This window comes from Hyphomicrobiales bacterium, assembly GCA_039989895.1.
Lineage (GTDB): Bacteria > Pseudomonadota > Alphaproteobacteria > Rhizobiales > JACESI01 > JACESI01.
Genome location: JBDXGY010000003.1, coordinates 193,643 through 216,232 on the forward strand (window position 1 = coordinate 193,643; position 22,590 = coordinate 216,232).

At 45.5% G+C, this 22,590-nt stretch carries 19 protein-coding genes, 1 tRNA gene and 1 riboswitch; of the genes, 13 read left to right on the plus strand and 7 right to left on the minus strand.

All coding sequences use genetic code 11. From position 1 onward, the window contains the following. The first annotated feature begins 212 nt into the window (after positions 1-212). A tRNA-Gly gene (locus tag ABJ081_03285) sits at positions 213-287 on the plus strand. A gap of 33 nt (positions 288-320) precedes the next feature. On the opposite strand, the gene ABJ081_03290 is transcribed toward ABJ081_03285, so the two are convergent. Then, on the minus strand, positions 321-1,562 hold the full coding sequence (locus ABJ081_03290) for a D-amino acid dehydrogenase (protein ID MEP6355683.1): 1,242 nt from the start codon (positions 1,560-1,562) through the stop codon (positions 321-323). 179 nt (positions 1,563-1,741) lie between these two features. Then, positions 1,742-1,839: riboswitch (glycine riboswitch) on the minus strand. A gap of 534 nt (positions 1,840-2,373) precedes the next feature. Here ABJ081_03290 and ABJ081_03295 point away from each other — a divergent pair. The 6 genes from ABJ081_03295 (at position 2,374) to ABJ081_03320 (ending at position 8,346) form a co-directional block, all read left to right on the plus strand. Continuing rightward, complete coding sequence (locus ABJ081_03295) at positions 2,374-3,717, plus strand: substrate-binding protein (protein ID MEP6355684.1); 1,344 nt, start codon at positions 2,374-2,376, stop codon at positions 3,715-3,717. Positions 3,718-3,836: 119 nt separating this feature from the next. Continuing rightward, positions 3,837-4,934: a branched-chain amino acid ABC transporter permease gene (locus ABJ081_03300; GenBank protein ID MEP6355685.1), complete on the plus strand. Its 1,098-nt coding sequence runs from the start codon at positions 3,837-3,839 to the stop codon at positions 4,932-4,934. Then, a complete protein-coding gene (locus tag ABJ081_03305) occupies positions 4,934-6,112 on the plus strand; it encodes a branched-chain amino acid ABC transporter permease (protein ID MEP6355686.1) in 1,179 nt (392 codons plus the stop codon). The genes ABJ081_03300 and ABJ081_03305 overlap by 1 nt, the downstream gene beginning before the upstream one ends. Before the next feature lie 4 nt (positions 6,113-6,116). Beyond that, positions 6,117-6,881, plus strand: a complete 765-nt coding sequence (locus ABJ081_03310; GenBank protein MEP6355687.1) for an ABC transporter ATP-binding protein — start codon at positions 6,117-6,119, stop codon at positions 6,879-6,881. Further along, a complete protein-coding gene (locus tag ABJ081_03315; protein MEP6355688.1) occupies positions 6,881-7,630 on the plus strand; it encodes an ABC transporter ATP-binding protein in 750 nt (249 codons plus the stop codon). The genes ABJ081_03310 and ABJ081_03315 overlap by 1 nt, the downstream gene beginning before the upstream one ends. Positions 7,631-7,716: 86 nt before the next feature. Further along, a complete protein-coding gene (locus tag ABJ081_03320; GenBank protein ID MEP6355689.1) occupies positions 7,717-8,346 on the plus strand; it encodes a glutathione S-transferase N-terminal domain-containing protein in 630 nt (209 codons plus the stop codon). Between the two features lie 23 nt (positions 8,347-8,369). Here ABJ081_03320 and ABJ081_03325 read toward each other — a convergent pair whose 3' ends face one another. Continuing rightward, on the minus strand, positions 8,370-9,815 hold the full coding sequence (locus tag ABJ081_03325; protein ID MEP6355690.1) for a mannose-1-phosphate guanylyltransferase/mannose-6-phosphate isomerase: 1,446 nt from the start codon (positions 9,813-9,815) through the stop codon (positions 8,370-8,372). A gap of 245 nt (positions 9,816-10,060) precedes the next feature. On the opposite strand from ABJ081_03325, the gene cysC reads away from it, so the two are divergent. Then, entirely contained in the window at positions 10,061-11,878 is a 1,818-nt protein-coding gene (gene cysC, locus ABJ081_03330; protein ID MEP6355691.1) for an adenylyl-sulfate kinase, read from the plus strand. A 95-nt stretch (positions 11,879-11,973) separates the two neighbouring features. Here the strand turns inward: cysC and ABJ081_03335 are convergent, their stop codons facing one another. The 5 genes from ABJ081_03335 to ABJ081_03355 all read right to left on the minus strand — a co-directional run bounded on the left by ABJ081_03335 (position 11,974) and on the right by ABJ081_03355 (position 16,968). Then, positions 11,974-12,375, minus strand: coding sequence for a F0F1 ATP synthase subunit epsilon (locus ABJ081_03335; GenBank protein MEP6355692.1), 402 nt, complete (start codon positions 12,373-12,375; stop codon positions 11,974-11,976). A 61-nt stretch (positions 12,376-12,436) separates the two neighbouring features. Beyond that, positions 12,437-13,900 (minus strand): F0F1 ATP synthase subunit beta, encoded by a 1,464-nt coding sequence (atpD, locus tag ABJ081_03340; GenBank protein MEP6355693.1) that lies wholly within the window; start codon positions 13,898-13,900, stop codon positions 12,437-12,439. 42 nt (positions 13,901-13,942) lie between these two features. Continuing rightward, a complete protein-coding gene (locus tag ABJ081_03345; GenBank protein MEP6355694.1) occupies positions 13,943-14,818 on the minus strand; it encodes a F0F1 ATP synthase subunit gamma in 876 nt (291 codons plus the stop codon). A gap of 63 nt (positions 14,819-14,881) precedes the next feature. Further along, positions 14,882-16,411: a F0F1 ATP synthase subunit alpha gene (atpA, locus tag ABJ081_03350; GenBank protein ID MEP6355695.1), complete on the minus strand. Its 1,530-nt coding sequence runs from the start codon at positions 16,409-16,411 to the stop codon at positions 14,882-14,884. Then, on the minus strand, positions 16,411-16,968 hold the full coding sequence (locus ABJ081_03355) for a F0F1 ATP synthase subunit delta (protein ID MEP6355696.1): 558 nt from the start codon (positions 16,966-16,968) through the stop codon (positions 16,411-16,413). Before ABJ081_03355 ends, atpA begins: the two co-directional genes overlap by 1 nt. 235 nt (positions 16,969-17,203) lie before the next feature. On the opposite strand from ABJ081_03355, the gene ABJ081_03360 reads away from it, so the two are divergent. From ABJ081_03360 to ABJ081_03380, 5 genes are all read left to right on the plus strand, one after another. After that, a complete protein-coding gene (locus ABJ081_03360; GenBank protein ID MEP6355697.1) occupies positions 17,204-17,941 on the plus strand; it encodes a class I SAM-dependent methyltransferase in 738 nt (245 codons plus the stop codon). 90 nt (positions 17,942-18,031) lie between these two features. Continuing rightward, complete coding sequence (locus ABJ081_03365; protein ID MEP6355698.1) at positions 18,032-19,861, plus strand: creatininase family protein; 1,830 nt, start codon at positions 18,032-18,034, stop codon at positions 19,859-19,861. A gap of 169 nt (positions 19,862-20,030) precedes the next feature. After that, a complete protein-coding gene (gene dapF / locus ABJ081_03370) occupies positions 20,031-20,936 on the plus strand; it encodes a diaminopimelate epimerase (GenBank protein MEP6355699.1) in 906 nt (301 codons plus the stop codon). Positions 20,937-20,954: 18 nt separating this feature from the next. Next, the gene (mtaB, locus tag ABJ081_03375) at positions 20,955-22,247 is read left to right on the plus strand and encodes a tRNA (N(6)-L-threonylcarbamoyladenosine(37)-C(2))-methylthiotransferase MtaB (protein ID MEP6355700.1); all 1,293 of its coding nucleotides are present in this window, start codon (positions 20,955-20,957) and stop codon (positions 22,245-22,247) included. 24 nt (positions 22,248-22,271) lie between these two features. Then, on the plus strand, positions 22,272-22,590 hold a 319-nt coding region (locus ABJ081_03380; GenBank protein MEP6355701.1), incomplete at its 3' end, for a signal recognition particle-docking protein FtsY.

Here is a 22,590-nt window from a genome sequence, read left to right on the forward strand (position 1 = left end):
TCAGCAAGAGTCATGATCGTTGGTTCATGCCAGCAGGCAGTAACTTAATTTAAGGGTTATTGGTCTTGGGTTTGTCAATCTAATTAGTCGCTTCATAATCTTATTGTGGCTGTGCTGCAAGATTTTCAAAAAAGCTGCTTGCAATGTGAGATAGCTTTCGGCATATAAGCCTCTTGAAAGAACCATGCAGTAAATGGATGGTCTCAATGGATGCGGGCGTAGCTCAGGGGTAGAGCGAAACCTTGCCAAGGTTTAGGTCGTGAGTTCGAATCTCATCGCCCGCTCCATTTCTTTTCAAAGTGATTACTGAAAATATGCGTTTAGTATATTTGCTTATTTGATCGCGCTTTTGAAAGCACGATTTCAGCGGCGATTTCAGCTGTTGCAGCTCCCAATGTCCAACCAAGATGACCGTGACCAGTATTGTAGAAAATTCCCGGCCTTTTGCCAGCACCGACTTTCGGCATCATGCTTGGCATCATTGGGCGAAGCCCTGCCCATGGCACGGCATATTCGGTTGAGACATCTGGAAATAGCCGTTCACACCATTTAATCAACGGCTTTATGCGGTCATCGCGTATGTCGAGGCTGTAGCCATTAAATTCAGCAGTGCCGGCTATGCGCAAACGGTCATCCCCAAGACGGGAAAGAACCAGTTTAGCTTCGTCATCTAAAAGGCTGACCCATGGGGCTGCTTTTTGGCTCTCTTTGTCGCCAAGCTCAACGGTGATGGAATAGCCTTTGACTGGATAAATATTCACACGGTCGCCAACCATATTGGCCAGTCGTTTGCTTTGAACACCGGCGCAAATCATGACACCATCAAAATCTTGTCTTTGGATACCACTTTCATCGTTTGTAAAACTCAATGTAACGCCTTGACTATGATGATTAATGTCCCTGACCTTTGTGTGATAATTGAAATGAACCCCACGTTTTTCGCAGGCCTTTGAAAGGCCGCGTGAATAACGGTGAATGTCACCGGTGAAGTCACTTGTGGTGTAGTAGCCAGCATAAAGATCGCCATGGATGCTGGGTTCAATCTCACGGATTTCTTCACGGGTCACGGCGCGTCGTTGAAGTCCGCCTTTGGCTAAGAGCTTATTTACCTGTGTTGCGTGGTCGAATTCTTTTTTATCCGTATAGATATGAAGAATGCCGCGATCTTCGCAATCAAAACTGAAGCCTTCTTTTTCGGCATGGGCTTTAAGATGCTCGCGCGCTGAAATTGCAAGGCGGACGGTTTCAATGGTGTTCTTCTCATAATCTGGGATGCTGGCCATGAATTCCGCCATCCATGAATACTTGTGCCAGCTTGGTTTTGGATTAACGAGCAGCGGAGCGCCGCGCTCGAACATCCACTTCATGCCTTTGCCGATTGTCGACCATCTTGTCCACACCTCGGCATTAGAAGCTGAAAGCTGGCCACCATTGGCGAAAGATGTTTCCATGGCTGCATAACGGTTGCGGTCAAATACGGTGACTTCAAAGCCGCGATTTAAAAGAGAGTAAGCCGTGGTGATACCCGTGATACCGGCACCGATGACGGCAATTTTTTGCATTTCTTGAGGCATTTTAGGTCCCTCCTCACATAGTTGATCCGGATGGCCAACATGTGCTGACCAGCGAACCCCTCTGTCTTGGGACCTGAGCGTTTGGCATTAAACTGCGTGCTTCACAGCCTAATCGCTTTCGCCTTCGGTGGGCAACACGTGACATGTTGCCTCTCTCCAGATGCCTGATGCAATATGCGGTCCTTTTGCCTGAGAGTTTCCGGGGTGTTGCTCCTTCGGCGTTGGTGAACATGTGAATGCTACCAATCTCTCCCACATATCAAAGTATAGGCTGTTGAGTGTATGGGTTAAAAATGGCTCAGATACAACCAAATTCGATCACAAATTTGCTAAAACCACAAATTTTAACATAGTCTAATGAGGCGTATTTTTATGGGAATTTTTGAAATTTATTTTAGCTATGTGCATTTCATTAATTTTGATATCTGGCGCTTTTGCGCGGGACATTCACGAAATATATCCCATCCTTGTCAAGAAGCTTGAAGCGGTGCCAGTTCATGCTGGAGAAGAATCGTCCTGCATAGGGCCTTCAATATTTTGAAATGAAGCTTCATCTATTCATTGGAACAAACTGCCGCTCAGGGCGGGGTTCGAGCCTGGCTGTAATGCTAATTAAATTTATTGTGCAGCGCACATGCACAGAAAGTTGTATTGTGGAAAGCGACTGAAGGATTCTAATAATAAGGTATCGCCCGCCGTGTTTTTGCTGCTTTAACTTAAAAAGTGTCAAAAATAGTCTTCATAGTGCGGGTTGTCTGCGGCTTTCAGGAGGAAAGCTGCATTTTTGGGAGGATCCTTAATGACTGACAATCGATCAAAAATTAGCCGTCGTTCAATTTTGAAGACGGGTGCAGTTGCCGGCTCAGCGCTTGCAACACCTATGTTTTTTTCAAACACAGCCAATGCCTATACCAATGAGCCTAAGGGTGACACGGTAACATTTGGTTTTAACGTGCCACAAACTGGTGCTTATGCTGATGAGGGTGCAGATGAACTGCGTGCTTATCAGCTTGCTGTTGAGCATATCAACGGTGAAGGCGATGGCGGAATGTTAAACACATTCTCATCAAAAGCGCTTAAAGGCGGCATCAACGGCAAGAAAGTTGCCTTTGTAACAGGTGACACACAGACAAAATCTGACGCGGCACGTGCTTCTGCGAAGCGCATGATTGAAAAAGATGGCGCTGTTATGATTACTGGTGGTTCATCTTCGGGTGTTGCTATTGCTGTTCAAGGCCTATGTCAGGAAGCTGGCGTAATCTTTATGGCTGGTCTGACACACTCAAATGACACAACTGGTAAAGACCGTCGTGCAAACGGCTTCCGTCACTTCTTTAATACAGAAATGACAGGTGCTGCACTTGGTCCAGTGTTGAAAAACCAGTTCGGTACAGAACGTACAGCATATCACCTTACAGCTGACTACACTTGGGGTTGGTCTCAAGAAGGTTCAATCAAGAAGTACACAGAGCAAATTGGTTGGAATACAGCAGCAGCTGTTAAAACACCACTTGGCGCTGGTGACTTCTCACAGTACATCACTCCAGTGTTGAATTCTGGTGCTGACGTTCTCGTGTTGAACCACTACGGCAAAGATATGGTGAACTCACTGACACAAGCTGTTCAGTTTGGTCTTCGTGACAAGCAAGTAAACGGTAAAGACTTTGCAATCGTTGTTCCATTGTACTCACGCCTTATGGCTCAAGGTGCTGGTGAAAACGTTAAAGGTATTTACGGTTCAACAAACTGGCATTGGTCCTTGAAAGACGAAGGTTCAAAAGCTTTCGTTAAATCATTTGGTTCCAAGTATGGCTTCCCGCCATCACAGGCTGCTCATACAACTTACTGTCAGGCTCTGCTTTATGCTGATGCATGTCAGCGTGCTGGTACGTTCAAACCATCAGGTGTTGGCGCCGCTCTCGAAGGCTTCAAGTTTGATGGCCTCGGCAATGGTCCAACTGAGTACCGTGCTGAAGATCACCAGTGTTTCAAAGACGTGCTCGTTGTGAAGGGTAAAGAAAACCCAACATCGAAATTTGACGTTCTTGAAGTTGTGGAAGTTACACCACGTGCGCAGGTTGAGTATGCTCATACTGATCCTGATGTTAAGGGCGATCTTGGTCCTTACAACGATGGTGCGTAAGCAACATTAAACTGTTACCCGGCCGCCTTTATAAAGGCGGCCGGTTTTGAGATTTTATGGCTTTGTGGGACAGCCTGTATTTTACAAATGTCACATTTTAAAATTTAAGGTTCTATAAGATGGACGTTATCCTTCTTCAGCTCTTGAATGGGCTTGATAAGGGCGGTGCCTATGCTTTGATTGCACTGGGTTTAACGCTTGTTTTTGGTACATTGGGTGTGGTCAATTTTGCCCACGGTGTACTGTTTATGCTAGGTGCATTTTGTGCTGTTGTTTTTAACAAAATGTTGCAGCTTGGTGTTGAAAAACCTTCTGAAGACACAGGCCTAGGATTTGCCCCTCCACCAGAAGTTGTTCCCTATGTTGACATATGGTTTGGTGAGGAAATGGGGTCGCTCATTACGAGTTATTCAGTGCCTCTATCGATCATTCTTGTTATACCCTTTATGTTGTTGGTAGGTATTATCGTTGAGCGTGGCCTGATCCAACACTTCTATAAACGTGCTCATGCAGACCAGATTTTGGTGACATTCGGGCTTGCTATCGTTTTACAAGAAATAGTGAAACATTATTTTGGTGCAAATCCATTGCCACAATCAGCTCCTGAAATTGTCAGTGGTAGCGCGAATATTGGTACATGGCTGGGTGTTAGTGAAAATCTTGTTTATCCATGGTGGCGTTTGATTTACTTCGGTTTTGCTGCTGTCGTCATTGCTGCCGTATTCAGCTTCTTGCAATTTACAACTTACGGGATGGTTGTGCGGGCAGGTATGAATGATCGGGAAACTGTTGGCATTCTCGGGATAGATATTGAGCGTCGTTTCACCGTCATCTTTGGTCTTGCCGCTGTTGTTGCTGGTCTGGCAGGCGCTATGTATACGCCTACATTGCCGCCTGATTACCGAATGGGTATGGACTTTCTTGTTCTTTCCTTTGTGGTTGTTGTGGTTGGTGGCATGGGCTCTCTACCTGGTGCTGTTCTTTCAGGCTTTTTACTTGGGATTATGCAGAGTTTTGCGGCCGTTGCCTCATATGCCTCGCTTGTGTTCCCAAATCCGGCCGACCATTCAGGCTTTTTCTATAATATTTTGAATTTCATCGATAGCTGGGTTTTCTTCCCGGGGATTGATCAGGTTATCATTTATCTGGTGGCTGTTGTGATTCTTCTAACCCTGCCGCGTGGTCTACTTGGTCGTGCTGGCGTGATGGAGGACTAATTATGTTATCTTCAGAACGAAATGACCGGCTTTTAATGCTTGTCTTCATAGCGGTGGTTTTGTGTGCCCCGATTATTTTTGCACCGATTGGTGCTGGCTATCCTGATCTGTTGCAGAAATTTGCCATCTATGGAATTTTTGCCATAGGATTCAATATTTTGTTTGGTCTGACAGGCTATCTGTCTTTTGGTCATGCTGCCTTCTTGGGTGTTGGCTCTTATGCAACGGTTTGGTCGTTTAAACTGTTCACCATGAATGTGGTGCCGGCCATGGCTTTGAGTATCGGAATTGCAGGATTATTTGCTGTTGTTATCGGTTTTATAAGTCTACGCCGATCAGGTATCTATTTCTCTATTCTAACTCTGGCTTTTGCTCAGATGTGTTACAGTCTGGCTTATTCCGTACTGACGCCTATAACGAATGGTGAAACTGGTCTTCAAGTGCGGGCTTTGGCCAAAGCGGATGAAAGCCGTAGTCTTCTTGATGCCGATATTCGCGTTGTAGATGGGTTTTTTGGCGTCACGGAAACCAGCGTGCCGATTTCAAACTTTTTCGGGCTTAAGATGAGTGGCTGGGAAGGATTCTACTTCTGTGCGATTCTTCTAATTATTGCTTTTTATATATCATTGCGCATCTTTAGATCTGATTTTGGGCTGATGCTGCGAGCGATTAAATCTAATCAGAACCGTTTGAACTATACAGGCATTAACACGCGCCCCTATTTGATTGTGGCCTTTGTTATATCTGGTATGTATGCGGGTCTGGCAGGTTCGCTTCTGGCCGTGACTGATCCACTTGCTGGTGCTGAACGAATGCAATGGACAGAGTCTGGCCTTGTGGTACTGATGACCATCCTTGGTGGTGTTGGTACTTTGATTGGACCGCTTATAGGGGCCGGTTTGATTAAATATTTGGAACAGATTTTCTCATCAATCAATGAACAAATTCTGGAAGCAACGTTCTCTTTCTTACCGGAAACACTGCAGCATTTCTTTGTTGGGATAACCTCATTGTTTGTTGGTGAAGGATGGGAGCTAACCCTCGGTTTAATGTTTATGATTGTCGTGATTTTTGTTCCCGGTGGGATCATGGAAATAATGAGTCGTCTAATCGGGCTTTTCCGTAAAAAACCTACCGATAACAAGCCGCTTGCCGGCGAAGCCCAACCGGCGGAGTAAATAAATGTCGACAAATAATATAGTTTTGAATGTTGCTGATGTAAGCAAACGTTTTGGTGGCTTAAAGGCACTTAGTGATGTCGATCTTCAAATTGAAGAAGGTACAGTCCACGCGATTATTGGGCCGAATGGCGCCGGTAAATCAACATTACTCAATGTATGTGTTGGTCGCATCAAGCCTGATGAAGGCCATGTTATTTTTGATGGTGAAATTTTGGATAATCATTCACCACATGACATCAATCAATTAGGTGTTGCTCGTGTTTTTCAAACGCCGGAAATATTCCCGGACTTGAGTTTGTTGCACAATGTGATGCTTCCAGCGCTCGCAAAGCGTGATGGGTCATTTACCTTCAATGCATGGGGTGGTCTTGAGCGCGAAGTTGAATTGCGTGAAATGGCCGAACACACTCTTGAAGATGTTAATTTATTAGATGAGCGTCATACAATTGCTTCAAGCTTATCACGTGGTAACAAGCGGCGACTTGAGCTTGCGATGGGTTTGATTCAAAAACCAAGGCTTCTTTTGCTTGACGAACCAACTGCTGGCATGGCGCGACATGATACCAATCGCACGATTGATCTTCTTAAAAAGTTGAAAGAACGTGGTATGACCAAAGTTATCATCGAGCATGACATGCATGTTGTGTTTTCGCTGGCTGATAAAATTTCTGTTTTGGCCCAAGGTATGATTATTGCTGAAGGAACACCTGAAGAAGTACGTGGAAATCCAAAAGTACAGGAAGCCTATCTTGGGGGGGCTCATTAATGAACGCTGAACCTACAAAAGAGCAGATGGACAATACTGAAGAGATGCCATATTTCTCGGTACGCGATATGCATTCGTATTACGGAGAAAGCTACATCGTTCAGGGTGTGTCTTTTGATGTTAAAGAAGGTGAAATTCTAGCCTTGCTTGGCCGTAATGGCGCTGGGAAAACATCAACATTACGTTCCATTGCTAGACTTGATGACCCGCAATTAAAACAAGGCGAAATTTATTTGAATGGCGAAGCTGTTCACACGATGAAGTCTTTTCAAGCCTCACGTGCAGGTATTCAATTGGTACCTGAGGACCGCCGTATCATCGGTGGTTTGTCGGTTGAGGAAAATTTGATCCTCAGTCAGGTTGATGGCCACATTGGCTGGGAAATTGAGAGAGTTTACGAGCATTTTCCACGTCTTGCTGAGCGTAAAACACAAGTTGCTACGACATTGTCTGGGGGTGAGCAGCAAATGCTTGCAGTTGCTCGGGCATTGTCGCGGGATTTGAAGCTTCTGCTTCTTGATGAACCATATGAAGGTTTGGCGCCTGTGATCGTACAGGAAATTGAGCGCATTCTCCAAGGTGTGAGAGAGCTTGGTATTACAACCATTATTGTGGAACAAAATGCTGTGGCAGCCTTAAAACTCGCTGACCGTGCTTTGATTCTCGACACTGGAAACATTGTATTTGAAGGCACGGCTCAGCAAGTGCTTGATGACGAAGATCTACGCCGCGAATATTTGGCAATCTAGATTTCAACGCGGCATATATGGTTAGTAAATGAAACAGCGCTTCTTGTAAGGAGGCGCTGTTTTTTCATCTAGTATGAGGTTTTAAAATGATTGATCTTTACACATGGACAACACCAAATGGACGAAAGGTTTCTATCCTTTTGGAAGAGCTGGGTGTGCCTTATACCGCCCACGCCATTGACATAGGCTCGGACGATCAGTTTCAGCCGGATTTCTTGAAAATCAGTCCTAATAATAAAATTCCAGCCATCGTGGATCATGATAATGGACTAACATTGATGGAGTCCGGCGCCATCATGATGTATCTAGCCGATAAATATTCAAAGTTTATACCTGCTAGTGGGGATGATCGTTGGCGCGTGGTGGAATGGTTGATGTGGCAGATGGGTGGATATGGTCCAATCCTTGGTCAAGGGCATCATTTTCTGCATTTTAATGCTGGTAAATCTGACTATGCAGAAGAACGGTTTCATAATGAGGCTAATCGGCTTTATGGCGTTCTAGATAAACGTCTTGAGGGGCGTGATTATATCGTTGATGATTATAGTATTGCGGATATGGCTTGTTGGCCATGGGCCTCTCGTTTTGAGTGGCATAAGGTTGATATTATGAAATATCCTAATGTACTTGCTTGGTATAATCGGATTAAAGAGCGCCCAGCTGTGCAGAAAGGTTATCAAGTGCCAATTGATAGAGGCTCAATACCCAGCACATAGGCTGTAATTCAGAAGTGGGTATTTTAGTAAGTCCGCCCACGTCCAAAATCGTCTTCAATACGTATGATGTCATCTTCGCCGAGATAAGAGCCGGACTGAACTTCAATTACCTCCAGAAGCTTTTCCTCATTATTGGCAAGGCGATGAACCGCCCCAAGGGGTATGTATACAGATTCGTTTTCTACAAGTATGATGAGCTTTTCATCCAATGTGACTTCTGCAGTACCGCTCACGACTACCCAATGTTCTGAGCGGTATTTGTGTTTTTGCAGTGAGAGTTTTTTGCCTGGTGCTACAAAGAGCCGTTTTACTTGGTACCGTTCACCATTGAGTATAGAGGTATATCCCCCCCATGGGCGGTAGATTGTTTTATGCTCTTCAGTTAAAATTCGCGTATCTGGGTCTTCTTTGAGTAAGCTTACTATATCTTTTACTTGTTCAGATCGCTCCATCGTTGAAATAAGAAGCGCATCATTTGTAGCAACCACGGTGAGGTCTGATACGCCATTAAGAGCCACGTGTTGGCTTTCTGTCACTATCATATTGTTTTTAGATTCACTGAAAGTTGCTGAGCCACTTACCACATTGCCATTTTCATCTGCCGGTCGGTTTTCCCATAAAGATTTCCAAGAACCAATATCCGACCATTGGATGGCAGCGGGTATCACTGCAGCTTTCTGAGTGCGTTCAAATAAAGCATAATCAATAGAAATATTAGGGCTTTTGTCAAAACTAACAGGATCAAGACGAACAAAATCTAGATCAATGACGGCTTCGTCAACTGCTGTACTAACTGCTTTGATAATGTTTGGTTCAAAGGCTTGAAGTTCCCTTAAAAAAACATCCGTCTTAAACAGGAACATGCCAGAATTCCATGAATGGCCACCTTCACTGAGCATTACTTTTGCTTTTTCAATAGGAGGTTTTTCTATAAATTTTGCGACACGGTGGGCGCCTGAGTTGAGTGTTTCGCCAGCCTTGATATATCCATAGCCTGTTGCGGGTTCGCTTGGTTTTATACCGAAGGTAACGAGATAGTCATTCATCGCAGTTTTTGCGGCTGTTTCGATCGCTGAACGGAAGGCTTCATCATCCACTATAAGATGATCGGATGGTAGAACGTGGATAAGGTCTGCTTGATTCAATGTTTGAATATATTTAGCTGCGGCTGCTATTGCGGGCGCGGTATTGCGAGCTGTCGGTTCCAACAGTATGCCGCAAAGTTTAACTCCTATTTGGTGTGCCTGTTCGGCGACTTGGAAGCGGTAATCACTGTTGGTTAAAATGACAGGTGGGCCGTATATGTCATTGTCATCAAGACGTTTCAATGCTTGCTGAAATAAGCTTGGTTCCTCACCGAGTGACATAAATTGTTTGGGTGCTGTGCGACGGGACAATGGCCAAAGTCGTGTGCCGGAACCGCCACATAGTATAACAGGGGTGATTGTGGAGATTTTTTCTGATGGCATAAAAATTTAAGCACCCATATTATTTTATGTATTACTAACCAATGTTTCTAGCTAAAGTCTAGCTGTGTTTCGGTTCTATGATGATTGACGTGATTGTATAAGCAATCATTAATCGACTGTATTAGGGTGTTAATTAATGTAAATTAGAACACCATTCCTTGCCATGATATATAAATAAACTAAGCCATGGATTGTGAAGCTATTATTGAATTTTTTATCAGCTTTATTATGGGAATCTAATATAAATGAACAATCTCAAGCCCTGTGACAATGATATTGATCAAGATAAACCCTTGTTACGCTGCATTACATGTGGATGGGGGGATAAATTTTTTTCATCCTTATTGGGTCAATTTATTGATGAAAATAAAGAGGCATTAACAGACAACTCTGCGCCAATGGCTGAGCATGACATCATGCCAAATGTTTTGCATAGGACGTTTTCAACTGAGAAAAGACGATTTATTGTATCCAATGTAAGTGTTGATGAACAACAAACAGGACAAATGATTGCGGCTGGCTTGGTATCAGATCTTTGTGTTTTGATGATTGATGCGCGCTGTGAAATGATAAGCAATACACGGCGTATTTTGTATGTAATGAACCTGTTGAATATTCAGCAGCTGGTGCTCGTGATCAACAAAATGGACCTTGTTGATTACTCTCAAGAAAGCTTCGAAGAGATTGTCAAAACTCATCAAATACTTGCTAAGGAGCTAGGCATTGATGAGGCTCGGCTTATGACAATTCCTATGTCCTTAGACAAAGGTGATAATGTCGCTAAGAAGAGCCATATGATGGATTGGTATCAAGGTCCAAGTCTTATGGAACATTTAGAGGCGGTCAGCTTTGATGATGTGGCGAGCGCGAAACCATTTCGGATGAGTGTCGAAACTGTGGAGAGATCTGATCGTGATTTTTGCAGTCTTTCAGGCCATATGCTGGCCGGCTGTGTAGAGCCAGGTGATGAAGTGAGGGTCCTGCCTTCTAGTGAGATCAGTCGTGTTGAATCAATCGTGCTCGTTGATGATGTTGGTGAAGGCGGGAGTCCTACGCGGGCTCAGAAATTAGCTCAGATTACCCTGAGTAATCAAATTGATATCTCGCCGGGTAGTATTCTTTGCCATAAAGGCAATGCTTGCGAAGTTTCTGATCAATTTCGCGCAACTCTTGTGTGGTTGAGTGAAGATGAAATGTTGCCGGGACGGGCATATCTATTTGAAACTTGTGCAAGCACAGTACAAGCAAATGTTGCGTCGCCGCGCTATGTTCTGGATGTCACCAATCAAGAAAAACTGGTTGCCAATACATTGGTTAAGAATGCCATAGGTTCTTGCAATCTTTCGCTTGATCAAAAAATTGCTTTTGATCCTTATAATGCGAACCGTTCAACGGGGACCTTTAATCTGATTGATCAGATGACAAATCAAATTGTGGCTGTGGGGTTTATTGAATTTGCGCTTCGTCGGGCGGCTAATATTCATTGGCAAGCGCTCGATGTGGATGAGGCGGCGCGCGCTGAACAGAAAAATCAATTGCCAGCAGTGCTATGGTTTACGGGACTTTCTGGGTCCGGTAAATCTACAATAGCCAATGCCTTGGAGAAGAAGCTCTTTGCTATGGGACGTCATACGATGTTGCTTGATGGCGATAATGTCCGTCATGGTCTCAATCGAGATCTCGGTTTTACAGAAGCCGATCGAGTGGAGAATGTGCGCCGTGTCAGCGAGGTCTCTCAACTAATGCTACAAGCCGGTCTTATCACCCTGGTATCGTTTATCTCGCCTTTTCGTTCTGAGCGTAACATGGCGCGTGAACGTATAGGGGATGGACAGTTCATTGAAATCTTTGTCGACACACCTTTATCTATTGCCGAAGAGCGTGATGTGAAGGGCCTTTATAAGAAGGCGAGAGCGGGTGAGATTAAAAACTTCACGGGCATAGACAGCCCTTATGAAGCGCCTGAAAATCCAGAAATTACAATCAACACTGTAAGTCAGTCTGCGGATGAGGCTGCTGATATCATTATCGGCCAGCTGCAGGAAAAAGGATTTATGAATTAGGGCGGTTATTTATCGCCCAAGTTCAAAGGGACGCCTACAAGCAGATATTATATTCTTTCGGCTTGATATGCGATAGAAATCAGATTTTAAGGCTCTTAAAGACCAAGGCTCATTTTTACTTCTTTGAGCTGATCTACTTTTTCTTGGGCTGATTGTTTTTTCTCATCGCTCGCGCTTGCCAATATTTCTTCGGCAGCATCAATTTGACTTGTGATAAAATCAGCATCGATATCAGCAACAGGCGTTGCAAGTTCCGCAAGTAGCGTGAAGCCAGATGGGGAAACATCGGCAAGACCGCCGGGGACGAAAACTTTCATGTCTTCGCCGGATTCCAGTTTTGCCTCAACAACACCAGGCTTTACAGTAGATATGAAAGGCGCATGGTCTTTCATTACCGTAAAATAGCCCTCTGTTCCGGGCACCATAACTTCAGTTGCATTACCTGAAAAGACAAGCTTTTCTGGTGAAACGAGTTCGAATGTGAAAGCGTTAGCCATTCAAGTTCTCTTTGTTTTGCACCTCTGCTGATCTTTCAACCAGCAAAGGATGCATTTTCAGTTAGGCAGCTTCTGCGGCCAATTTCTGTGCTTTTTCCATGGCTTCATCAATGTCGCCAACGAGATAGAAAGCAGCTTCAGGTAGGTGATCGTAATCGCCGTTCACAAGACCTTTAAAGCCTTTGATTGTATCTTCTAGTGGTACCAGTTTACCTGGTGAGCCTGTAAAGATTTCCGCCACGAAGAATGGCTGTGACAGGAAGCGCTCAATCTTACGAGCACGCGCCACAGTCATTTTATCTTCTTCAGATAGCTCATCCATGCCCAAGATCGCGATGATGTCTTGTAGCGCTTTGTAACGCTGCAAAATTTCCTGAACTTGACGGGCAACTTCATAGTGTTCTTCACCAACAACCAATGGGTCGAGAATACGTGATGTTGAATCAAGTGGATCAACCGCAGGGTAGATACCTTTTTCAGCAATCGAACGGTTCAACACGGTTGTCGCATCCAAGTGAGCGAAGGTTGAGGCAGGCGCCGGGTCAGTCAAGTCATCGGCTGGCACATAAACGGCCTGAACAGATGTAATTGAACCTTTAGTCGTTGTTGTAATCCGCTCTTGCATGCCGCCCATATCGGTACCAAGTGTTGGCTGATAGCCCACAGCAGATGGAATACGCCCAAGAAGCGCAGACACCTCAGAACCAGCCTGTGTAAAGCGGAAAATGTTATCCACGAAGAACAAAACGTCTTGGCCTTTGTCACGGAAATCTTCCGCGATTGTAAGACCAGTCAAAGCCACACGAGCACGCGCTCCTGGAGGCTCATTCATCTGACCGTAAACGAGGGCAGCTTTAGAACCTTCGCCGCCGCCTTCTTTGTTCACACCAGATTCGACCATTTCCCAGTAAAGGTCATTACCTTCACGTGTACGCTCACCAACGCCCGCAAACACAGAGTAACCACCGTGCGCTTTCGCGATGTTGTTGATCAATTCCATAATCAAAACGGTTTTACCAACACCAGCACCACCGAAGAGACCAATTTTACCACCTTTTGAGTAAGGGGCCAGAAGGTCAACAACTTTAATACCTGTAACCAAGATTTCAGCTTCTGTTGATTGCTCAACATAGGCTGGCGCATCTTGGTGGATACCGCGTTTTGCTTTTGTTTTAATTGGGCCCGCTTCATCAACCGGCTCACCAATCACGTTCATGATGCGGCCAAGTGTTTCATCGCCAACAGGAACCAAGATCGGTTCACCTGTGTCGGTTACTTCTTGACCGCGCACAAGACCTTCTGTTGCGTCCATCGCGATGGTCCGCACGGTGTTTTCACCCAAGTGTTGTGCGACTTCCAAAACAAGGCGATTGCCACCATTTGTTGTTTCAAGTGCGTTCAGGATTTTGGGTAGGTGTCCGTCAAATTGAACGTCCACAACCGCGCCAATAACCTGAGTGACTTTTCCGTCTGCTTTTGCAGCTTTACCAGCCATTTTTTCGTCCCTTTCGGTCTTCAAACTCATATCCATTAATGGAGCCATTAATGGGTCTTATAAGGTCCCGGATTAGAGTGCTTCTGCACCGGAAATAATTTCGATCAATTCTTTAGTAATCTGGGCCTGACGTTGACGGTTATAGCTGATCGTTAGTTTATCGATCATCTCACCGGCATTACGTGTGGCATTATCCATAGCACTCATCCGTGCGCCTTGTTCTGAGGCGGCATTTTCTAGGAGGCCACGGAAAACCTGCATTGCAATATTGCGCGGCAGCAAGTCTTCGAGAATTTCTTCTTCTTCCGGCTCATATTCATAATGAACCTGTTCCGCGTCGTCCGTTGCTTCTGGCACTTCGGCGGGAATAATCTGCTGAGCCGTTGGAATTTGGCTGATAACAGATTGGAATTCAGAATAGAAAATCGTGCAAATATCAAATTCAATATTATCAAACATATCGATAATGCGCGCGCCAATTGGGGCAGCATCTTTGAAGGCTACGCGTTTAATTTCGCGCAGATCAACGGTGTCGATAATGATATCGCCGAATTGAAATCTCAGTGCGTCAAAGCCTTTTTTACCAACACACAAGATTTTCACTGTTTTGCCGCTGGCTTGTAGTTCCATTGCCTTCATGCGTGCAAGACGGGCGATTGATGAATTAAATCCACCACAAAGGCCGCGTTCTGCTGTCATAACAACAAGAAGATGGACATCATCTTTACCTGTGCCAGCCATCAGTTTCGGCGCATTGTCGTTGCCTTGAACGCCTGCGGAAATATTTGCCATTACTTTGCTCATGCGCTCGGCATAAGGACGTGCGGCTTCAGCTGCTTCTTGCGCTTTACGCAATTTAGCAGCGGCCACCATCTGCATGGCTTTCGTGATCTTTTGCGTTGCTTTAACAGACGCGATCCGGTTTTTTAAATCCTTAAGGTTCGCCATCGAGGTCCCTTAATTCCTTATGATAGATATAAAAGCGCGGCTATGGCCGCGCTTTAATTTCAATTATGAAAAGCTTTTAGCGAAAGCTTCAATAGCATCTTTCAGCATCGCTTCGCTCTTATCTGTCAGCTTCTCATCTTTACGGATTTGATTGAGCAGTGATGCATGTTCACCACGTAAGCTTGCCAGCAAACCTTGCTCGAATGGGCCAACTTGTGACACTTCAAGATCATCAAGATAACCTTTAACGCCAGAATAGATCACAGCAACTTGCTCTTCCGTTTTAAGCGGAGCGAACTGTGGCTGTTTCAAAAGTTCTGTCAAACGTGCGCCGCGATTAAGCAAACGCTGTGTTGCGGCATCTAGGTCGGAACCAAACTGCGCAAAAGCAGCCATTTCACGATATTGAGCCAATTCACCTTTAATAGAGCCGGCGACTTGTTTCATGGCTTTAATTTGAGCCGATGAACCCACACGTGACACAGACAAACCAACGTTCACGGCTGGGCGGATACCTTGGTAGAACAAGTCTGTTTCAAGGAAGATCTGACCATCTGTAATCGAAATCACATTTGTCGGAATAAAGGCTGACACGTCGTTGCCCTGTGTTTCAATCACAGGAAGCGCTGTCATGGAACCTGAACCATTATCTTCGTTCAGTTTCGCAGAACGCTCAAGCAAACGAGAGTGAAGATAAAACACGTCACCTGGGTACGCTTCACGCCCAGGAGGACGACGAAGAAGAAGTGACATTTGGCGATAAGCAACAGCTTGCTTGGAAAGATCGTCATAGGCGATCAAAGCGTGCATGCCGTTATCACGGAAATATTCACCCATTGTTGAAGCGGTAAACGGTGCAAGATACTGCATCGGTGCCGGATCAGAGGCGGTCGCTGCCACGATGATTGAATATTCAAGTGCGCCGCGCTCTTCGAGAATTTTCACGAATTGAGCAACAGTTGAACGTTTTTGACCAACAGCAACATAAATACAGTAAAGCTTCTTGCTTTCATCATCACCCGCATTAAGAGGCGCCTGATTGAGGAAAGTATCAAGAATAATCGCTGTTTTACCTGTTTGGCGGTCACCAATAACAAGTTCGCGCTGACCACGACCAACTGGGATCAAGGCGTCAATCGCTTTAAGACCTGTAGACATTGGTTCGTGTACGGATTTGCGTGGCAAAATGCCCGGCGCTTTCACGTCCACACGGGAGCGAGTATCGCTTTCGATTGGACCTTTGCCATCGATTGGGTTTCCAAGAGCGTCAACAACGCGACCCAGAAGACCTCTGCCGATAGGCACATCCACGATGGCGCCCGTACGCTTAACGGTATCGCCTTCTTTAATATCACGGTCAGCACCGAAGATCACGACACCAACATTGTCACTTTCCAAGTTAAGTGCCATGCCTCGAATACCACCAGGGAATTCGACCATCTCACCGGCCTGTACATTATCAAGACCATAAACGCGGGCAATACCGTCACCGACGGAAAGCACTTGTCCGACTTCAGAAACTTCTGCTTCTTTGCCGAAATTTGCGATTTGCTCTTTGAGGATTGCGGAAATCTCCGCGGCCCGAATTTCCATCAGCCAACCTCTTTCATCATCGTTTTAAGGGAATTAAGTTTTGTCCGAATGGACGTGTCGATCATCCGGCTGCCCACCTTGACGATGAGACCACCAAGAATGGATGGGTCGACAATTTCATTAAGCGTCACATCTTTGCCTATTTTGGCTTTGAGTGCCGCTTTAAGTTCTTTACGCTGTTCTGCGGTTAATTTTTTTGCTGATGTTACATCACCAGCAACTTCGCCGCGTGATTCCGCCACCATATCACGAAAACTATCGATCATGGTTGGCAATACAAATAGGCGACGATTTGAAGCAACTACACGAATGAAGTTAGCTGTAAGGGCGCCCATTTTAGCTTTTTTCAAGATAGCGTCGATGGTTTTAATTTGATCGTCGCTTGAAAAAACCGGGCTTTCAATCAGGCGCGTTAAGTCGGTGCTTTCTGCTAGCGCCTTTTCAAGACCGTTAAGATCTTTTTCAGCGGCTTTTATTTTAGCAGCACTGGTGCAAAGCTCAAATAATGCGCCTGCATATCGATCTGCAATGCCGGAAAGAGGAGAAGATGCAGTCACGTGGACCCTATTCGTTTGAATTTAACATATATTCGCGAAGGGCTAAATCATTAACTAATTGTTTTTTAACAAGAAAAATTTATATTTTTCTCTAAATGAAACAGCATTTTCGCAAATTCGCGTTTTCGTAGCACAGCAAATTTGTCGACGCAATAAGGTTACTACCTGTTATTGCACGAATCGGCTTGTTTTATGCTTGAATCGACGAAAGTCGTATAATTTTATGGAGCTAATTATGGAAAAAAGTCATTGGCAGGAGGGCGGCTGCGATTATGCGCTTTATCGTCCGACCTATCCGAGTAGTCTTGCCGAATCTTTAGCTGAGATTTCGCCAAATAGGAGCCTTACCCTTGATGTGGGTTGTGGTACGGGACAGCTTACGGCACTTTTGGCTGACCATTTTGAGGTGATCGTGGGGTGTGATGTGAGCTCTGATCAACTTAAGAATGCGGTGAAGCGACCAAATATAACTTATAAAATAGGATCAGCTGAAAAAATTGATGTGCAGGACAATTGCGCTGATTTGATTGTAGCGGCTCAGGCTGCGCATTGGTTTGACCTGCCTGCCTTTTATAATGAGGCGCGACGGATCGGGCGCGAGGGAGCTGCCATCGCGCTGGTAACCTATGGCGTTTTTGAGGTTGAAGGCCCGGCAAGTGCGCGGGTGAACCGCCTTTATTGGGAGGATATTCACTCTTTTTGGCCAAAGGGGCGTGAAAATGTAGAAAATGGATATCGGGACTTTAATTTTCCATTTGAGAAAATTGCCACGCCACGCCTTAATATAGAGAGGGAATGGGGGGTGGATCATTTTATCAATTATTGCGAGACGTGGTCAGCGGCTAAACGGGCGAAAGCGGCTGGGCGTAGTGATATTATGAAAAATGCTGCGGCGGACTTAAAAGATATTTTGGGTGATGATGGAACGATGAGTATTCGCTGGCCAATCAGCATTCGCGCAGGGCGCCTGTAGCGTGAGATATCAATTATTGCTGGAGTGCATTAACTGAATCTATCAATTTTATAACTACTATGGACGACATTCTTTTTAAGGTTGTTGCTTATGGATTTTGAACAAATTCAGTTAAATACGCTCGGACAATATCTATCTGTTTTCTTACCAAGTTCCCGTGTTTATTGGTTATATCTTGTCTGTGCGGTCGTACTGGCCTTTGTTGCTTATCTTCAGTTCAATCATGGCCATGATGAGGATGACGAAGAAATAGAGGTAACGCCTAAAAAAAGCTTTCTGGCTTTTTTATTTGATAAAGACGTCTATCTGCATCGTTCCACTTGGCAGGATGTGAAATATTTCGCGATAAACGCGATTGTTTATTATGGCGTGGTGACCCAGTTCCTTATAGGTACGCATGGTTTTGCGTTGTTTTTTAATAATGGTCTTTCTAGTGTTTTTGGCGAAGTGCAGGCACCCATTATTACTAATGAACTCGGACTTGTTGTTTATACCATCTTGAGTGTTATTGCACTCGATTTGGGTGTTTACATCAGCCATCGGGCGCAGCATGCGATTCCAATTTTATGGGAATTCCACAAGGTACATCATTCTGCTGAGAAAATGACGCCGATTACACTCTTTCGGATGCATCCGGTTGATTTGTTTATCACGGCACTAACTGCATCATTTTTGGGCGGACTTGCCTTTGCGGGCCTTTTTTATCTCACAGGAGAAAAGCCGCAGGCGCTGACGTTGTTTGGCCTCAATATTATTGTTTTCGTGTTTTATATTGCCGGTTATAACCTGCGCCATTCGCATATTTGGCTAAATTATCCGGTTTGGTTGAGCAAAATTTTGATTAGTCCGGCTCAGCATCAGATTCATCACAGCACAGATCCGAAGCATTTTGATCGTAATTTCGGTCTTATTTTCTCGATTTGGGATCAGTTGGGTCGTAGTCATTATATTCCGCGTGGTTTTGAAAAACTCACTTTTGGTCTGAATCATGACGAACCAAATCCATTTAAGTCGATTGCTGAGATTTATTATAAGCCGTTTCTCTGGGCTGGCGGGATTATATCGAAAGCGCTTGGTAATCCTCGGCGTAAAATAATAGCAGGTCTTATCTTTTGCATGGTGCTCCTTGGGTATCACAATTTTTCAGACCGCATTAACGGACAGCTAGCACAAAGCCAGTTGTTAAGCGTTCACCTTGCGCAATTAACATGGACGGAAGTCGATAAGGCGCTTGATGATGGCTATGACACGATTCTCATTCCTACAGGTGGTATTGAGCAAAATGGACCGCATGTTGTGCTTGGAAAACATAATATGGTTATCACCTATACGGCAGAAAAAATTGCCCGGGCCCTTGGTAACACTCTTGTTGCGCCGGTGATCGATTATGTGCCGGAAGGCGCTATCGAGCCTAAGCCGGATGGTCATATGGCCTTTGCTGGAACCATCAGTATACCTGAGGCGGTGTTTGAACAGGTGCTTGAAGCCACCGCAAGCAGCATGAAAGCCCATGGTTTTAAAAATATCTTTTTTATTGGTGACAGCGGCGGCAATCAAAAAGCTCAAGAAAAAGTTGCCAAGCACCTTTCAGAGCTTTGGCAAGATGAAAAGGTGATTGTTGGTCATGTGGGTGATTATTATGCGCAAAATGGGCAATTTAGTTATTTGCAAGAAGCCGGATATTCTGAGGCAGAAATTGGCTATCATGCGGGGATGCGTGATACCTCTGAACTGCTCTATATAGCCCCTTCCGCAGTCCATAAATATTATGTGGTCAATCCACAGGGGACATCATCTGGCGTGTCGGGAAACCCTCAAAAGGCAAGTAAGTCCATTGGCCGCAAGATGGTTAAATTGAAAGTGGATGCGGCTTTACAGCAAATGCGTACGATGCTTGAAACAAAAACCAATGCTCACTAAGCGGGTAATATTACATCCGCCGCCCCCGAAAGTGGCTCTTTCAAACGAATGTATCGTCTTGTTGTCTATGAGTGCTGCAATGGGGTTGGTGGGACTAAAACTCTGGTAATTTGTACTATTTTCCGCCATATAGTCTTAAAATCTATACGCTAGCTGTTAGAGAAGACCGATGAGTGACAATGCTATACCACTTTTTAAAATGAACGGAGCGGGGAATAAAATTCTCGTGGCAGACGCGCGCGGTCAATCAAAACCATTCACGGGGAAAATGGCGGCTAATTTGGGCGCACATGATATGTTGCATTTTGATCAATTGATGTTGATTGAAAATTCCGCGACATCTGGAACGGGTGCCTATGTGAAAATCTATAATATTGATGGATCTGAGGCTGAGGCCTGTGGCAATGGTACGCGCTGTGTGGCCGATGTGTTGTTGAATGGGGCCGGGGGTGACCAATTAGGGTTGGAAACATCGATGGGTGTTTTGGATGTTATACGTCATCATAACGGGCTTTTGACCGTGGATATGGGTGTGCCTAAATTTGGTTGGCAGGATATTCCTCTAGCAGAAGAGTTCCGCGATACCCGTCAAGTTGAATTACAGGTAGGGCCAATTGATGATCCTGTTTTACATTCTCCATCTGTTGCAAATATCGGCAATCCTCACGCGATTTTCTGGGTCGAAAATGATGTAGAGTCCTATGAGCTTGAGCGATTTGGATCCTTGCTTGAAAATCACCCCTTGTTTCCAGAACGCGCCAATATATCTGTGGCGCAGGTGATCTCACATACAGAGATGAACTTGAAGGTCTGGGAGCGAGGTGTTGGATTGACGCTTGCCTGTGGATCAGCTGCCTGTGCGGCGGCAGCATCAAGTGCACGTACAGGCCGCACTGGTCGCAAAGTGGATGTGCATTTGCCTGGGGGTACCTTGAGCATAGAATGGACAGATGAAGACCGTATTTTAATGACGGGGCCTGTGGCTTATGAGGCCGTGGGCGTTGTCAGCCTTGATACGCTTGAGTGGGAAATGGTGGAAACCAATGATCCATTTGCTCTTGCCCAAACCATATAGGCGCAAAAGTTATAAGAGATGAGCGATAAACCAGACCTTGATGTGATGACTTTTGGCTGCAGGCTTAATACGCTTGATAGCGAAGTCATGATGCGTGCGGCAAAAGAAGCTGGGCTTGAAAATACGCTTCTGGTCAATACATGTGCGGTCACTGGTGAGGCCGTGCGTCAAGCACGACAAGCGATTCGCAAGGCAAAGCGCAATCATCCCGGTCGCCGTATTTTGGTAACCGGGTGCGCCGCTCAAACAGAAGCTGCAACATTTGCGGGAATGGATGAGGTAGATGCGGTTCTTGGCAATGAGGAAAAGCTGCAAAGCGCCTCTTATCAGCAATTGCCTGATTTTGGTGTGAGCGCAGAAGAAAAAATCATCGTCAATGATATTATGAGTGTGCGCGAAACTGCGCCGCATATGGTGGATGCGATGGGAGACCGCACCCGCGCCTTTGTGCAGGTTCAAACGGGTTGCGATCATCGCTGCACGTTTTGCATCATTCCTTATGGTAGAGGTAATTCACGATCTGTCCCAATGGGAGGCGTTGTTGATCAGATCAAGCGCCTTGTGGGTAATGGTTTTCGTGAGGTGGTGATTACTGGCGTGGATATTACATCTTATGGTGGGGATTTGCCGGGAAGACCCACCCTTGGCACTTTGGTGCAGACGGTTTTGAATGAAGTGGGTGATTTGGAGCGCTTGAGGCTTTCTTCGATTGATTCTATCGAAGTGGATGAACCCTTGATGGAGGCCATTGCCAGCGATCACCGTCTTTTGCCGCATCTTCATCTCTCTCTACAATCGGGCGACGATATGATTTTAAAGCGCATGAAGCGTCGCCATCTGCGCGATGACACCATTCGCTTCTGTGATGATGTGCGCCGTGTGCGCTCTGATATTGTTTATGGGGCCGATATTATTGCAGGCTTCCCAACCGAGACAGATGCCATGTTTGAAAATTCATTAAAGACCGTTGATGAGTGCGGGCTCACTCATTTGCATATTTTCCCCTATTCGCCCCGCCCCGGCACACCTGCTGCCAAAATGCCGCAGGTGAATGGCGCGGTGATTAAAGAACGCGCCAAGCGTTTGCGTGAAAAAGGGGTTGAACGGTTGAATCAGCATCTTGATGGGGCTATTGGCCAAAGGGCGGAAGTTTTGATTGAGCGGGCTTTTGATGATGGATCGCGGCTGGGCCGCACTGAGCAATTTACGCTTGTGCGCTTGGATTGTGGTGATGAGGGTGAAATTATCTCTGCTCAGATCACTGGACGCTCGCATAATGAATTAATCGGGGAATTAATCACAAACGCATAAGCGTGGTGATGATAAGGGTTGTGAATGGCTGAGAAAAAACCAGGTTTTTTTAAACGAATCTTTTCTTTCGGGCGCAAAAAGGAAGCTGAGCCGCCTGTTGAAGAACAGGTGAATGCTCTTGCTGAAGAGGTTGTTGAAGATGAGCTGATTGAGGCGCCTGTTGAAGAAAAAGTGGTTGAAGAGACCCCTGCTGAGGTGATAACTCCTCCAGAGCCAGAGCCAGAGCCAGAGCCAGAGCCAGAGCCAGAGCCAGAGCCAGAGCCAGAGCCAGAGCCAGAGCCAGAGCCAGAGCCAGAGCCAGAGCCAGAGCCAGAGCCAGAGCCAGAGCCAGAGCCAGAGCCAG